Origin of the sequence: Vibrio thalassae (assembly GCF_900089835.1) — a bacterium.
Taxonomy (GTDB): Bacteria; Pseudomonadota; Gammaproteobacteria; order Enterobacterales; family Vibrionaceae; genus Vibrio; species Vibrio thalassae.
The window spans coordinates 98,333-114,262 of sequence record NZ_OANU01000011.1 but is presented as its reverse complement, the minus strand read 5'-3'; the positions used below and the strand labels follow the sequence as shown (position 1 = coordinate 114,262).

The window sequence follows — 15,930 nt, the reverse complement described above, 5'->3', positions numbered from 1 at the left end:
AATCGTCGGTCTCGACGACAGTAAACGTCAACAGTTTGAGTGGATTCATCGACCTTAATCGACTGGATTGCCTGCCCCTGAATATGTAAAAGCTGAGAAAGTAACTGGGTCAAAATAGGATTCATCCATACTGACTAAAAAAGGGTTATTAGTCAGTATGGTAGAAGTCATAAGTATTGCGTTATGACTCAACAAAGCGGAGAAGAGCCTCAATAGGTTAAAAAAAACAACCTGACAATGACGTCTGATTGTAAGCGTTTCCATGATTATGCTGTGCCTCACAGAATTTCTAGTATTTACCGCTATTATGTAAAGCAAATCGTTTCTGAGGTTAGAGTGAATGACAAACAAAACGCTGATTGAGTTAAAGGGCACCAGCACACAGATGCTTCTCGAAGTTGGGGAGTTAGCAGAGATTCTACATTGGGGTAAGAACATCGATGTGTCCCTCCCTCAATCAAGATTGGCGTTACAACGTCCCGTTCCTTATGGGCGTTTGGATGACGACATAGCGATGTCGTTGAGCCCGGAGTTAGCCCGTGGTCTGTTCAGCAGTCCTGCACTGGAAGGGCATCGTAATGGTTTAGATTGGGCACCTGTTTTCACCATCTCGGAGACAATACATTACGACAATCAGTTGACACTCGTGAGCGAGGACGCCTGTGCTGGGTTGACGCTGAAAACAGAACTGCAATTAGATCAACATGATGTGGTCAAGGTGCGCCATACGCTCACCAACAATAAGCCAGGTGCTTATCAAGTAAATCGTTTAGCCAATACATTGATGTTACCTGAGCGGGCTAAAGAGTTGATGACTTTTTTTGGCCGTTGGGTCCATGAGTTCCAAACGGTACGTCAGCCACTGTTGCAGGGAGGTTTCCAGCAAGAAAACCGCCGCGGACGAACCTCTCACGAGCACTATCCTGCCATTGTAGCGGGTACCAGTCATTTTGATGAAATGACGGGTGATGTTTGGGGTTTCCACTTCGCGTGGAGTGGTAACCACAGGCTAAGAGTTGATGTGAAAGCCGATGGACGCCGCTATGCTCAGGCAGAAGTTATCTATCTGCCAGGGGAAGTGGCACTTGAACAAGGCGAGAGCATAACGACTCCGTGGCTATACGCCAGTTATAGCGATAGAGGATTGAATGGCATGAGCCAGCAATTCCACGAACACGTGCGTCACTCTATTCTCCCGTCAGAATTTTCGAGTAAGCCACGCCCAATTCATCTGAATACATGGGAGGGCATCTATTTCGAACACGATCCTGACTACATCATGTCTATGGCGACGCAGGCTGCACAAATGGGCGTGGAGCGTTTTATTATTGATGACGGTTGGTTCAAAGGGCGCGATGGCGATAAAGCGGCGTTAGGTGATTGGCTCTTAGATGAAACCAAATATCCCAATGGTTTAGCACCGGTTGTCGAGCATGTGAATAAGCTTGGGATGGAGTTTGGTTTGTGGTTTGAACCAGAAATGATAAACAAAAACTCCGACCTTTATCGAGCGCATCCTGAATGGTTACTGGCGGTTGACAGTTATCAACAGCCTGCAGGCCGCAATCAATACGTTATTGATCTTCAAAATGAAGATGCTTTTAATTACTTATTTGAGCGTTTGGACTATTTCCTCTCGACTTATAATATTGCTTACATTAAATGGGATATGAACCGTGAAGTGGTTCAACCGGGGCATGAGGGTAGAGCTGCTGGTTACGAGCAGGTCGTTCGTTACTATCAACTCGTGGATAAAGTACGAGCTAAGCACCCTAATGTTGAAATCGAATCATGCGCAGCTGGTGGCGGACGAATCGATTTTGAAGTGTTGAAACGAACGCACCGATTCTGGGCTTCGGATAACAACGATGCGCTCGAAAGACAATCGATACAGCGAGGGATGAGTTATTTCTTCCCTCCAGAAGTCATGGGGAGTCACATTGGCGCTAGCCATTGTCACAGCACTCGTCGCCGCCATGCGATTGAGTTTCGTGGCTTAACGGCGTTGTTCGGTCATATGGGGATTGAGCTTGATCCGGTAAAAGAAAGTGATGTCGAAAAGCAAGGATTTGAAAGATACATTAAGCTGCATAAATCACTACGCTCACTGCTTCATTCAGGCAACTCATGGCGTCTAATGACGGATGATAAAGCCCATCAGATTTCCGCAGTGGTGGCCAAGGATAAATCTCAGGCCGTGATCCAAATTGCACAATTGGCTATGCCGACTAACTCTCTAAGTGGTCATCTGCGCATACCTGGATTGGATCCAAAAGCACGTTATCAGGTTTCAGTACTTGATAAGCCTGCACTGTTTGATGATATCGTCAATTATCAACCTCCTTGGATGGAAGAAGGGTGTGAGTTAACCGGTGAATGGTGTGAAGAAATTGGTTTAACAATGCCTATCTTGGATTCGGAAACCGCTGTATTGGTGCAGTTACAGCGAATATAAGTCCCCGTAAAATTAACAAAGGCTGCATGGTATTCCTATGCAGCCTTTTTTATGCGTTTTCAATGTAATCGTTTCCGGACTTTGGTGACTACCATAAGTTAATAAATACTGGAAATGATCACATTAAAACCACATTTATACGTATTAAATGGGTTTAGATCTCATTTTTTAAAAGAGTAGTGTAAACGTTTCCAGTAGTGGTCATTGATCACAGAAAGGTCATGCTTCTATCAGTAGGATTGCGCTCAGACCAATAAGTTAAAGAAACTAAGTGTAACGTATGTCTGAACAACTGACTCTTAAAACCAAACTGTCTTACGGCCTGGGCGCATTAGGCAAAGACTTTGCTTGTGCACCTATCTATATTTTCCTTATGTTTTACTTTACGGATGTTGCTGGTTTATCCGCAGCGTTTGTCGGGACGATCTTCCTCGTAGCTCGAGTTTTCGACGCAATAACGGATCCGTTGATGGGTGTGATTGTCGATAACACCCGCTCAACAATGGGTAAGTTCCGTCCGTGGATCGTCATTGGTACTATTTTAAATGCTGTCGTTCTGATTGCTTTGTTTAGTACACATATGTTCGAAGGTAAAACCTTGTATGTTTATGCAGCATCCGCTTACATTTTATGGGGTCTGACATACACCATCATGGACATCCCGTATTGGTCGATGATTCCAGCACTTTCTAGCTCAAGGCAAGAACGTGAGAAACTGGTGGTATGGCCACGTTTATTTGCGAGCTTGGCATGGTTTATTATCGGTACTTATGGCCTACATATTGTGGGTACGCTAGGTGAAGGCAATCAAGGTGATGGTTTCTTCAACTTATCGATCTTAATCGCCATTCTGTTTGTATTAAGTGCGTTCTTGGTGGCTCGCAATGTAAAAGAAGACACCCACATTAAAGCGAATGCGGCCGAGAAGTTTAATTTCAAAGACGTTATGGTCATCATCGGACAAAATGATCAACTAAAAGCACTTATCGGTACAGTCTTGTCATTCCAAGTAGCTAACCTTCTTGTCGGTGGTTTCGCTATCTATTACTTCTCCTATGCGTTAGGAAATTCTGAACTATTCCCTATTTATATGATGGTTGCAGGTGCTGCCGAAGTTGCCGGTGTATTTTTGTTTCCTCGTATTGCTGCTAAGTTACCGAGAAAGAACTTGTGGTTTATTGCCTGTGGCTTCCCAATCTTGTCATGTGGTCTACTACTTGCCATGAGTGGTTTGGCTCCGGGTAACGTTGTACTCATCGGTCTTTCTGGCGCCGCTATCAAGTTTGGTATCGGAATCGCCAATGCGCTTCAAACCGTTATGCTTGCTGACGTTGTCGACTATGGTGAGTATAAAACGGGACGTCGCAGTGAAAGTGTCATTTTCTCTGTGCAGACCATGTTAGTGAAGTTTGCAGGTGCTGCAGGTGGGTTTATTGTTGGTGTCGGCTTATCACTAGTAGGTTATGTACCAAACGTGGAACAAACAGCAGAAACTATTTTTGGCATCGAATTTATGATGGTGGGTTTACCAGCGTTGTTGATGGCCATTAGCGGCATCGTATACAAACGTTACTATCACTTACATGAAGGCTTCTCTGAACAGGCGGTAAAACAGAACGGCCAACCAAACTCTCAAGCAATCAATGCACAATATTAAATAACAACCCTAATGAAGCACACGATTTAATGCCCTTGTTGCTATGAGCATTGAATCGTGTGATTCGCATTTCGAACCATCGCAATTTCCCCCTAAATTCTCATTCATAGATAATTTCTCATACAATCAAAGCTGACATTTCGTTACAGCGCTTGACTATTGATTGATATAGACTACCCATCTATTATTATCCGCTATTTATGTAATCAATCAATACCTAAGCTATTTATGTAATCAATCAATAGCTAAGGTATTGACAGAAAACTGACTTGAGAGCATGTCGCGACGCTCTTTAAGTGGGTAGAGTCTATTGCCAAAACCATCTATTTTGACTTTTAAGGGAGTCCTTTTTAGCCAATGCTTTCAACTATTCTTAGTTTCGACCGAAACTCGCTTGCCCCACTCGAAGTACAACGCTCGCACCGTTTTGCTTTTTTATGGTGTTTTTTATACGCATTAGCATGGTCTTTGGTGACGTACCATTTAGACCCAACAGTACCATATGATGCTGTTGAAGCGTTAAATTGGGCCAGTAATGGCGAGTGGGGAAGCCCAAAGAACCCTTGGTTTGTCGGTTTTTTTTCGAAAATTCTACTTTTTTCTAATACCACAGAGTTTGCTTCAGCATTTTGGTATGTCGGTCACTTCTCTGTAATCGCTATTGGAATGCTAGGGTGCTATCACTTAGCGTATAAATTGACCGAATCTCCGGTTTTTGCTTGGATTGGTCTGTTGACTCTTAACTTTTCTGGCGTCATTAATTTTGAGGCTCTTCCTTACAATGACAACTATTTGTTATTTGGTTCTTGGCCTTGGATCTTGTTCTTTTTTGTTAAAGCCGTTTATGACGATTCGAAGTGGTGGGTACCGTTTGGTGTGGTAGCGGGCTGTTCCGCAATGTCAAAATATACGACGTTTGCGCCAGTCGCGATGGTGTTTATTTTGAGTTTAGCTGTCCCAAGCGTTCGTCGTTTTTGGAAAGAGCCGTACTTCTATGCAGGCATTGCCGCATTTTTATTGTTAGTGACGCCTAATTTTGCTTGGATGTTTGCCAACAACTTTTCATCCGTGAAATGGGTAAGTGGTCAAGTGTCAGCTCAGCTAAGCCCGGGAAGTTGGCTGGCGGTGCTGTCTGTATTTTATCCACTTATCCTATTGGCGGCCTTATTAGGCAACAAATCGTTCAAGTTAACGAAGCATGTCCCTGAAAAAGTCTGGTTAACCACTTTTGTTCTTTTTGCTCCGCTTATCCCTATCATGGCGTGGTTTACGTTTCATAAAGGAGATCGGCTTGTTGAGTGGTTGCACCCATTCTTTTTGCCAGCTTCGGTAGTGTTGGTAGGTTTTTTATCAAAAGAGATAATCGGTCAATTGTCGAAAACCCTTAAAGTCTTATCAATTATGGCGCTGGTAATAATTGTTGGTTATTCCTCTGTGCTATTTTTTAATGTTAAGAATGCGGGTCAAAACCTGAGTGGCGTAATTAAACTTGCCGATCAAGCTGAAGAATTTTGGTATCAACACCAAGAACAGCCGTTAGAATTGGTTGGGGGTTCAGACTACTCAGAATGGCTGACCTTCTATATTGCTCCCCACCCGAAAGTAACGAAAAAATGGAGCAGCGAAACATTGCCGAATGTCTACAATCGAAATATTACCAGTGATGCTATTGCGGAACATGGTGTCTTATTGTTAGGACAATTGGGGAAAGGGTGCGAAAGCGGAACATTTAGTCGTTTTACCGAGGAATGGCCACAATTTTATCCAAACTATACGAAAGAAATTGGTTTTAGAAAGTCACCACAAGATGATGAATTACCAGTATGTCTGGGGGTTGTAAGTCCTCAATAATAACAATGCACTTCGAGTGTAAACATAGCCCTCCTTTCTTGAGGGCTATGTTTAAGCAAGCTTGATACCCGTTAAATGCTGCTGACACTGTGTCCGTGCGGTAGCAAAAAACGCTTGTAAGTAGTGCTTGTCCTTTTCACCATTTCTGACCGCAGCAAACAATCTTCGCCAAAGCCCAGGCCCAAGTGGCTTGCTGGTGATTAGCCCTTGGCGCGAAAACTCACTTACCGCCCAGTTAGGCAAAGCCGCAACGCCTAAACCCGCAGATACCATTTGCACCAACATTAAGGTGTTGTCAGCTTGTTTCCATTTCTTTGGTTCTACCCCTGCTGGGGTTAAGAAATGTTTGACCACATCGAGACGCTGCTTTTGGACGGGGTACGTCAATAGAGTCTGATCAGAGAGATCCTTGGGTTCAATGACAGACTTTTCTGCCAAAGAATGAGAAATGGATGTCACCAAACGTATTTCGAAATCAAACAAGGGCTCATAGTGAATCTCAGTACGCGGTTGGATATCGGAGGTAATGACAAGATCCAGTTCCCCAGCGACTAACGCTGGGATGGGCTCAAAGCCAAAGCCCGAGGAAAAATCGAGCTCAACATGAGGCCAGGCGAGTTGGTACTCTTTTAAAGCAGGCATTAACCATTGAAAGCAAGAGTGACAGTCGATCGCCATATGCAAACGGCCATTGATATCTTCTTTTAGGCCAGCTAAATCACCTTCTGCTTGTGCAATGCGCGGCAGAATTTCATTTGCGAGGTTAAGAAGGATTTCTCCTTCAGACGTAAATCGAACTGGGCGAGTCTTACGAATAAACAGCGGTGACCCGATGCGTGCTTCCAAGTCCTTCAGCTGATGAGAGAGGGCGGATTGAGTTAAGTGAAGCGAAGTGGCGGTGGCGGTTAATGAGCCTGTGTCTCTTAGCGATGCCAATGTTTTTAAGTGCTTTAGCTCTATCATGAATATCCCTCATCCTGTTTCCTTAACTATTAACTTAACGTGATTTATCAGATGTGTAAACATCTAGACGTCCAGATTTAATTTCTATCTGTTGTTGAATTAATTTCATATTCAATGTGAACGATTTGAGATTGTTCCTCTTCTTTGGCTGCGAGATAGTTTAGCCATCCAGACTGCTTCAGATATAGGACATCAACATGACAGTAACGCATATTCTTGGCTATCCACGTATCGGTGAAAAACGCGAACTCAAATTTGCTCTAGAAAAATACTGGAAAGGGGAGAGTGACCAAGCTGCTCTCAAGCAAACCGCTAGTGACATCAAACAGAACAACTGGGATCTGCAACGCGATAATGAACTGTCTTTCGTGACAGCGGGCGATTTTGCTTGGTATGACCATGTACTTGGTACCAGTTTACTACTAGGCCATGTGCCAAAACGACATGCGAACGGCTTTCCAGATCTTGATACACTGTTCCGTGTTGGACGAGGTCAGTCACAGGCACACTGTGGTTGCAGTGGTGAAGCTGCGTCGGATATGACGAAATGGTTTAATACTAATTATCACTACATTGTCCCTGAGTTTTCTTCACAAGACAGTTTTCAAGTAAGCTGGACTCAGCTTTTTGATGAGATAAACGACGCGCAGCAAAATAACCGCAGCGTGAAACCTGTGCTGCTAGGTCCGTTGAGTTACCTCTACCTTGGTAAAGAAGTGGAGGAGGGGTTTGATAGGCTTACGCTTTTGCCTCGCTTGTTGACGGCATACCAAGCTATTCTAGCTAAATTAGAAAAGCTAGGAGTAGAGTGGGTACAAATTGAAGAGCCGATACTGGCTCTTGAGCTTCCAAAACCTTGGTTGAATAGCTTCAAGCTGGCTTATCAGGTCATTCGAAGTGACGTGAAAGTGCTACTAACAACGTATTTTGACTCCATTGCTGAATCGTTAGATGTGATTAAGCAACTCAGTGTTGATGGCCTGCACATTGATGTGGCGGCGGCACCTGAGCAGCTAGATGTAGTCGTTGAACAATTGCCAGAAGAGTGGGTGCTATCGGTGGGAACGATCAATGGTAGAAATGTCTGGCGCGCAAATTTACACAGTAAGCTACAACAATTACAGCCCTTAAAACAAAAGCTTGGTGAACGTTTGTGGGTGGCGACCTCTTGCTCTTTACTGCACAGTCCGGTTGATCTCGAACTTGAAACCAAACTTCCAGAAGGGACAAAGAACTGGTTCTCTTTTGCTAAACAGAAGGTCAGTGAAGTACAGTGGTTGGCTAGAGCACTCGACGGCGATGAAAACGCGAAACAGTATTGTGCTCAATACAGTCAACCTATCATAGAGCGCGAACGATCGACATGGGTGAACAAGCCTGAAGTTCAAAAGCGTGTCGCGGCTTTGCTTCAAACTAATGGTGACCGCAGCGCTCCTTATGTTGAGCGTACTCATCATCAGAAAGAAATATTGAAGCTTCCTTTGTTGCCAACGACGACGATAGGTTCGTTCCCGCAAACCGCTGAAGTTCGTCAAACTCGTGCGGCCTATAAACGTAATGATATTGAATTTTCAAGTTATCAAACCGCAATGCATGCGTTTATCAAAGATACGGTAGAGCGCCAAGAAGCCACTGGATTAGATGTTTTGGTACATGGTGAAGCTGAACGTAATGATATGGTGGAGTATTTTGCGGAGAATCTTTCCGGTTTTCAAACGACACAGTTTGGTTGGGTGCAAAGTTACGGGTCTCGATGCGTTAAACCTGCCATTGTGGTTGCTGACATTGAACGCGATAAGCCGATGACAGTCGAGTGGTCAACCTATGCTCAGTCTTTGACATCTAAACCAATGAAAGGAATGTTAACAGGCCCTGTGACCATTTTATGTTGGACATTCCCGCGTGAGGATGTAACGCGAGAAACGATTGCCAATCAACTTGCGTTAGCGCTTCAGGATGAAGTTAGTGATTTGCAAAACGCTGGAATTAATATCATTCAAATTGATGAACCGGCGATTCGCGAAGGCTTACCGTTGAAACAACGTGACCATAAAGCGTATTTGGATTGGGCGGTGAAAGCGTTCAAAGTCTCCGCAGCCAGTGCCAAACCAGAAACGCAAATACACACCCATATGTGTTATAGCGAATTCAATGAAATCATTGATTCTGTGGCCGCGTTGGATGCAGATGTGATTACCATAGAAACATCTCGCTCAAATATGGAATTGTTAAATGCGTTTGAAGAGTTTAACTATCCAAATGAGATAGGACCAGGTGTTTACGATATCCATTCACCAAACATACCGACGGTGGAATGGATTGAACAGTTGATTGAGAAAGCGGCCGAGCGTATTCCAGTTGAGAGACTTTGGGTTAACCCAGACTGCGGTCTAAAAACACGTAATTGGGAAGAAACGGAGGCGTCGCTAAGTAATTTAGTAACCGCAGCACGTAACCTACGCCAAAAGTTCAGTTAATCTGTGGGAAATCAGAAAAGGCTTGCACAGGCAAGCCTTTTGGGACGAGTTCGCGTTAATTCGCTGTTGGGTTATCGCAGTAATCTTTGGTGACTATTTGGTCTACCATAAGTTGACCACGCGAGTTACGAATTTTGATGCGATAGGACAAACCCATTTCCAGATTTGACTTCACTTCGCGGTCTGTGCAGTAAAAGTTCATGCTAGTACGCAATACCGTGTCGAGCGGCTTGGCACCTTTAGCATCGGTATTGTAAATCATCATGATCTCAACTGTACCTTTGTTAGCCGCAGCTTTCATTATAGAAAGTGGGCCCTGCTCTACGGGTAAACCTGATGACAGCACACTTGCGCGGCTTTGAGCGAGCATTTCAATTTGACGCTGTTGGTCAGCATCAGTGCTAGAGCAACCAGCTAAAACGGCCATAGCCGTGATAGTCAACCAAAGAGATTTTTTCATCATTTGCCTTTAGAATACTTTCTTAAACGGTTTGACGATAACGTTAGCATAGACGCCAGCATTAATATACGGATCGTTGTTGGCCCATTGCTGTGCAGCAGTTAACGACTCGAACTCGGCAATAACGGTTGAACCAGTAAATCCAGCTTCTCCTGGATTATCGCTATCGATGGCCGGCATTGGCCCAGCGGTAAGGAGTCTACCTTCATCTTGGAGCTTTTGAAGTCTTTCCAGATGTTGTGGGCGAACGCTGAGGCGCTTTTCTAATGAGTTCTCAACGTCTTGTGAAAAAATAACGTACCACATATTTGTTCCCTTCAAATAGTCATGTCTTCATAAGATGTCATTTTTCCACTGAAAAGTCATCGCTAGAACGGCTTTAATTTGGATTAATTGGACGAGGACGTCCATTTGCATCAATTGCAACATAGTTGAACGTTGCCTCACAGACTTGGTAGCGCTCACCAACACCTTCTAAACTGACAGGTTTAACCCACACGTCTAAATTAATCGTCATGGATGTGTTACCAATTTTGGTGCATTCGCCATAACAGCAAACCACATCGCCAACTTTTACAGGGTGTTTAAAAGTGATGCCTGATACTGAGACTGTTACGATTCGACCGTGAGAGATCTCTTTCGCCAGGATACCACCCGCTAAGTCCAATTGAGACATAATCCAACCACCAAAGATGTCGCCATTCGCGTTGGTATTTTCTGGCATTGCGAGAGTGCGAATAATAAGTTGGCCTTTAGGTGTGTTGGTTGTTGTATTTGTCATTTTTATATTCTTCCTGAAACAAGACAGCGACCCGTAGGTCGCTGTTTTCAATTATTTTCGGAGTATACAAAACTTCCGCATTGAATCAAGATGTATGATCTTGGTTCTCGTTTTTAGCCGGTTTGCCTTCAGCATCTTTTGGAATGTGTTTGTAGATATACACTCCAGTTAGGACAGTAAATAGTAAAGTCGCTGCTAATAAACCGAAAACTTTAAAGTTAACCCATACATCGAGTGGCAGTGAGTAGGCGACGTAAATGTTTAGTCCTGCGCAGAATGAGAAAAAACCGACCCACGCATAATTGACTTTAGCCCAAATTGCGTCTGGTAATGTGATCTCTTTGCCCAGCATACCTTTGATAGCACTTCGTCCCATCGCATGACTGACGGCGAGACCAATGGCAAATACGACATAAACGATGGTGACTTTCCATTTTATGAAGTTATCATCGTGAAGAAAAATCGTCATGCCCCCAAATACCGCGACCATTAAAAAGGTAATGAGCTGCATTTTTTCGACTTTTTTGTATAACAAGTAGGTGACGACGATTTGAATGGCGGTTGCGACGATCAATGCCCCAGTTGCCACATAAATATCTTGCATCTTGTAAAGAATAAAAAAGATAATTAGTGGAATAAAATCAAGTAATTGCTTCATGTTCTTCGTAAACCTATCATGAATGATTCACGACAGTGTAACGAAAACTGACCCAAGACAAAACCGTTAGGTGCTGTGACAGTAGCAAGCTGGGTAACCATAGCGCCATTTCGTGCATCCAATCACTTGGTTTTTGCTAGATAATGAGCTGCTAGCCAAGCGACAAAAATAATAGAAAGACTCGAACAAACGAGTCTTTCGGGCACTTAGTCGGCGATTGGCTTTTTCAGGCCTGAAATAGAAGCATACTGCGGTGGATTGAGCTGCTGAGGTTTTATTTGCACTCTAGCATCACTGGCACGGCATACTCCGTCGGTAAAGTTACCGCCACGGATATACTTATGGATGCCATCAAACCCATTCTTATAGTAAGAATCCAGCTTACCTCTGTAGCCATAGTAACTGCACTTATCATAGCCCCAGCCGTACATATAATCGGCCAGAGCTTGCGCGAAACTGCGTTGACCATTTATCCAAGATGCACTGTTACAGTTGTAACATTTGACTTTTCCAGAGAAAGTCTTTGGTAACCCATTTTCTCTCAATCTATCGACCACAAACCTATGTCAGACCGTTGTCCCCCAGCGTTTCGCCATGTTGATAGATTCGGTCCCCGGGAATCCATGACCTCGAATGTATATTTGGTCGTCATTAGATATGTTCACAAGCTCGTTGACGGTTACGCCTTTCTGGTACCAAACTTGGATTGCGAGCTTGTCTTTAACGGTGGCTAAGTACTGAGTCCATCGATGGTTTTTACGATATTCTGGGTTGGTAGAGAAACTGCCGTCGTCGTGTTCCATATCACCATATTCCATCCAAGCTCTCGCATCAGATGTGGGTGTTGGCATATAAAACATTATTTTCGCCATGGTTATCTCAAGTTCCTTTTGCTGGTCTCCATAGATAACCTAGTAGAAATTACATATTAAAACAGTTTTATATAAAAAGGGTTGTCACCGCAAAGTGACAACCCTCTTAATGTCGTAAGTAAGTATGAGTTACGCTTGTTGTTTTTGTAGTTCCGCTTCTTGAGCTTCTTCTTCAACTAACGCATCAACGATAACCGCACAAGCAGCATCACCGGTGATGTTTAGCGCGGTACGAATCATGTCAAAGATACGGTCTAACGCGAACAATAGTGGCAGACCTTCGATTGGAATACCAGCTGCTAGCAATACAGCTACAACAAGGAATGAAGGACCAGGTACACCAGCTTGGCCTACCGCCCCTAGAGTAGATGTCACGATGATAGCAACATAAGCACCCATTGACAGGTCGATATTAAATAGCTGTGCGAAGAAGATTGCCACTAAACCGTAGTAGATAGCGTTACCTGACATGTTGATCGTCGCACCAAGTGGCAATACGAATGAAGCGGTAGAGTTTCTAACACCCAGATCTTTCTCAACTGTGTCCATAGTGACTGGAAGTGTCGCCATTGACGATGCCGTTGATAGCGCTACTGCTTGAGGCTTTTTCATAGCACTAATGAATTTCTTAGCAGATGTTTTGGTACACAACTGAATCATCACAGGATATACGATGAAACCAAAGATCATAATCGCGGCAACATAAACAACGAACAGCTTGAACACTACCATGAGTGCGCCAAAACCGAACGTACCGACAGCTTCAGCCATCAGACCGAATACACCAATAGGAGCGATGATCATGACTTTGTTGATCATCCAGACCATGACGTCAACGATCGCGTTTACGCCATTTAACAGTGGGTTACGACGAGTTTCTTCTAGTTTAGAAAGGCCAATACCGAAGAACAAACAGAACACTAAGATCTGTAAGATGTTTGCTTCATTTAGAGACTGAAAAACGTTGGTTGGGATCATACCAGTGATGGTCGCCCAGAAAGTAGGTAGGTCACCTTTAGAAGCGTATTCAGCAGAGAACATCCCTTCAATGCCGGCGGTATCGATATTAACACCAGGCTTGAAAACTTCGCCCATAACAAGCGCTAAAACAACAGCCAATGCTGAAGTCAAACCAAAGTAAGCTAACGTGGTGAGGCCAACTTTCCCTGCATTACTACTGTTGCCCAGACCCGCAGCACCTGAAATCAGAGCTACTGCAACCAAAGGAATCACTAACATCTTAATTAGGTTAATAAAGATAGTGCCCAGTGGGGCAAATATAGATGCAGATTCTCCCATCATGGCACCGATTAGGGTACCTAGAATCATTGCAATCACGACTTGGACGCCAATATTGTTTAGCATCAACTTCTCTTTTAACACTTCCTTAACTCCTGTGCTAATAAATTGTAAAATCCTAGCGTAGTCTTCCAGATGAATGGCAAATGTTAGACTAATCTTCGAATCGGTTTTTACACTTTATTAGCACTATTGGCAATAGATAGAAATCAATTAGAGATGATTTATGTCGGAATATTCGAAGGATCGATGTTTTATCAACCGAAAGCAAACGTTTGCTTGGTTTTTGGTTAATCATTCTGTGCGAAGTGAAAGATTTTGAGAATGGCAATTATCAAATTGATGTTAAAAAAAAGTTGCGTCAAATGCGCAACTTTTTTATCAAATATAAGCGAAATGAAATGTCTAAAAAAAGGACTATTTTTGCGTCGCTGATTTCATTTTTTTAACAAATTTAGCGAGGTTAGTTAGCATTTTTTCTGGTTCGGTTAAGTTGGCTTCAATAATCTTGACAACCGCTGAACCTGAAATTGCCCCCGCGGCTCCAGCGGCCAACGCTTCTGCTACTTGTTGTGGTTCAGAGACCCCAAATCCAAGCAATGACGGTGGTGCGTTGTGTTTCATCAGTTTATCCAACTGAGTATTCATGGGCATATTAGCTTTCGTTTCTGTTCCCGTTACCCCTGCGCGAGATAGGAGGTAGGTATAACCGCCTCCTAGTTGAGCAACTTGTTGAATTGTCTCTTCGCTTGCGGTTGGTGGAGCAATGAAAATAGGATGAACGTTATGTTGACGAGCTGCTTCGACAAACTCATGACTTTCATTGGTTGGCACATCGGCAATAAGAACGGAATCTACGCCAACTTGGGCACATTTTTTGTAAAAATTATCGACGCCATCTGAATAGACCAGGTTGGCATACATGAGCAGACCAATCGGAAGATCCGGGTACTTGTCGCGTATTTTCGCTAGTAACTCAAAACAGATGGTCGGTGTTGTTTTTGAGTCCAATGCACGAATGTTAGCGCCTTGAATAGTAGGGCCATCCGCTTGTGGGTCAGAAAAAGGCATGCCAAGCTCGAGTGCATCCGCGCCTGATTCAACTAAGGTTTCGATAATCTTTAAAGATAGCTCCGGATAGGGATCTCCGATAGTCACGAAAGGAACGAAAGCGCCTTGATTCTTCTCGCCTAGGCGTTGAAACATGTCTTGGTAGCGGTCTTGATTCAGGCTCATTACATAACTCCTTTTTCTTTTAAGATATCGTGAACAGTGAATATATCTTTGTCGCCACGACCAGATAGGTTAACCACAAGAAGCTGTTCTTTTTCAGGATTTTCACGTGCCATCTTTAGGGCGTACGCTAAGGCGTGTGAAGACTCAAGAGCAGGAATGATGCCCTCGCCACGCGCGAGTTCTTGGAACGCGTCGAGTGCTTCATCGTCAGTGATGGATTCGTATTCAGCACGACCAATGCTGTTTAGGTAAGCGTGTTGCGGACCTACGGAAGGAAAGTCCAAACCCGCTGAGACAGAGTAGGATTCTTCAACTTGTCCGTGTGGATCTTGCATAAGTGGTGCTTTCATGCCGAAGAAGATACCCGTAGTGCCGTGTTTGAGTGGTGCGCCGTGTTGATCGGTATCAATTCCTAGTCCTGCAGGTTCAACACCGATGAGTCGAACGCTTTCTTCTTCAATGAAGTCTGCAAACATACCGATGGCGTTAGAGCCACCGCCAACGCAAGCGATCACTGCGTCAGGCAGCACACCTTCGCGTGCTAAGATTTGATTCTTGGTCTCTTCACCAATCATACGTTGGAATTCACGTACTATCGTTGGAAATGGGTGAGGACCTGCCGCCGTTCCTAACAAGTAATGAGCGTCTTCGTAGCTTGCTGACCAGTCACGTAGCGCTTCATTACAGGCATCTTTTAGCGTTGCCGAACCTGAGTGAACTGGGATGACCTCTGCGCCCATCAAGCGCATTCGGAACACGTTAGGACTTTGACGTTCTACGTCTTTTGCGCCCATATAAACGCGGCATTTTAACCCAAGTAGGGCACAAGCAAGTGCGGTTGCGACGCCATGTTGACCCGCTCCCGTTTCGGCGATGATTTCATTTTTACCCATACGTTTGGCAAGCAATGCTTGCCCAAGTACTTGGTTAGTTTTGTGCGCACCACCGTGAAGTAAATCTTCGCGTTTTAGATAGAGCTTAGTCTTGGTGCCTTTGGTGAGGTTGCGAGTTAGCGTTAGCGCGGTAGGACGTCCCGCATACTCCTGTAACAGAGACATAAATTCAGAACGAAACTCAGGGTCTTCTTGAGCATCAATAAACGCTTGCTCTAGTTGATCCAGTGCTGGGACAAGGATCTGTGGAACAAATTGTCCACCGTATTCGCCAAAATAGGCATCTAATTTAGACATGGTATATTCCTTAAGTTGAAACTTGCTACTC

At 44.1% G+C, this 15,930-nt stretch carries 14 protein-coding genes; 4 read left to right on the top strand and 10 right to left on the bottom strand.

Annotated elements, in window-relative coordinates:
- The first annotated feature begins 340 nt into the window (after positions 1-340).
- From VTH8203_RS06700 to VTH8203_RS06690, 3 genes are all read left to right on the top strand, one after another.
- Entirely contained in the window at positions 341-2,455 is a 2,115-nt protein-coding gene (locus VTH8203_RS06700) for an alpha-galactosidase (protein WP_096992964.1), read from the top strand.
- Positions 2,456-2,735: 280 nt separating this feature from the next.
- Positions 2,736-4,112, top strand: a complete 1,377-nt coding sequence (melB, locus tag VTH8203_RS06695; RefSeq protein WP_096992963.1) for a melibiose:sodium transporter MelB — start codon at positions 2,736-2,738, stop codon at positions 4,110-4,112.
- Positions 4,113-4,469: 357 nt separating this feature from the next.
- Positions 4,470-5,963 (top strand): ArnT family glycosyltransferase, encoded by a 1,494-nt coding sequence (locus VTH8203_RS06690; RefSeq protein ID WP_096992962.1) that lies wholly within the window; start codon positions 4,470-4,472, stop codon positions 5,961-5,963.
- Between the two features lie 51 nt (positions 5,964-6,014).
- On the opposite strand, the gene metR is transcribed toward VTH8203_RS06690, so the two are convergent.
- Positions 6,015-6,926, bottom strand: coding sequence for an HTH-type transcriptional regulator MetR (gene metR, locus VTH8203_RS06685; protein WP_096992961.1), 912 nt, complete (start codon positions 6,924-6,926; stop codon positions 6,015-6,017).
- A 197-nt stretch (positions 6,927-7,123) separates the two neighbouring features.
- On the opposite strand from metR, the gene metE reads away from it, so the two are divergent.
- Positions 7,124-9,403 (top strand): 5-methyltetrahydropteroyltriglutamate--homocysteine S-methyltransferase, encoded by a 2,280-nt coding sequence (metE, locus tag VTH8203_RS06680; protein ID WP_096992960.1) that lies wholly within the window; start codon positions 7,124-7,126, stop codon positions 9,401-9,403.
- A gap of 55 nt (positions 9,404-9,458) precedes the next feature.
- Here metE and VTH8203_RS06675 read toward each other — a convergent pair whose 3' ends face one another.
- The 9 genes from VTH8203_RS06675 to trpB all read right to left on the bottom strand — a co-directional run bounded on the left by VTH8203_RS06675 (position 9,459) and on the right by trpB (position 15,899).
- The gene (locus VTH8203_RS06675; protein ID WP_096992959.1) at positions 9,459-9,863 is read right to left on the bottom strand and encodes a GspS/AspS pilotin family protein; all 405 of its coding nucleotides are present in this window, start codon (positions 9,861-9,863) and stop codon (positions 9,459-9,461) included.
- A gap of 9 nt (positions 9,864-9,872) precedes the next feature.
- Positions 9,873-10,169, bottom strand: coding sequence for a YciI family protein (locus VTH8203_RS06670; RefSeq protein ID WP_096992958.1), 297 nt, complete (start codon positions 10,167-10,169; stop codon positions 9,873-9,875).
- Positions 10,170-10,242: 73 nt separating this feature from the next.
- The gene (yciA, locus tag VTH8203_RS06665) at positions 10,243-10,644 is read right to left on the bottom strand and encodes an acyl-CoA thioester hydrolase YciA (protein WP_096992957.1); all 402 of its coding nucleotides are present in this window, start codon (positions 10,642-10,644) and stop codon (positions 10,243-10,245) included.
- Between the two features lie 85 nt (positions 10,645-10,729).
- Positions 10,730-11,302, bottom strand: coding sequence for a septation protein A (locus VTH8203_RS06660; protein WP_096992956.1), 573 nt, complete (start codon positions 11,300-11,302; stop codon positions 10,730-10,732).
- Between the two features lie 206 nt (positions 11,303-11,508).
- A complete protein-coding gene (locus VTH8203_RS06655) occupies positions 11,509-11,847 on the bottom strand; it encodes a hypothetical protein (RefSeq protein ID WP_158296066.1) in 339 nt (112 codons plus the stop codon).
- 21 nt (positions 11,848-11,868) lie between these two features.
- Positions 11,869-12,174 (bottom strand): hypothetical protein, encoded by a 306-nt coding sequence (locus VTH8203_RS06650; RefSeq protein ID WP_096992954.1) that lies wholly within the window; start codon positions 12,172-12,174, stop codon positions 11,869-11,871.
- Positions 12,175-12,303: 129 nt separating this feature from the next.
- On the bottom strand, positions 12,304-13,539 hold the full coding sequence (locus tag VTH8203_RS06645) for a dicarboxylate/amino acid:cation symporter (protein ID WP_096992953.1): 1,236 nt from the start codon (positions 13,537-13,539) through the stop codon (positions 12,304-12,306).
- 351 nt (positions 13,540-13,890) lie between these two features.
- Positions 13,891-14,709: a tryptophan synthase subunit alpha gene (trpA, locus tag VTH8203_RS06640; RefSeq protein WP_096992952.1), complete on the bottom strand. Its 819-nt coding sequence runs from the start codon at positions 14,707-14,709 to the stop codon at positions 13,891-13,893.
- Positions 14,709-15,899 (bottom strand): tryptophan synthase subunit beta, encoded by a 1,191-nt coding sequence (trpB, locus tag VTH8203_RS06635; RefSeq protein WP_096992951.1) that lies wholly within the window; start codon positions 15,897-15,899, stop codon positions 14,709-14,711. The genes trpA and trpB overlap by 1 nt, the downstream gene beginning before the upstream one ends.
- Positions 15,900-15,930 lie beyond the last annotated feature (31 nt).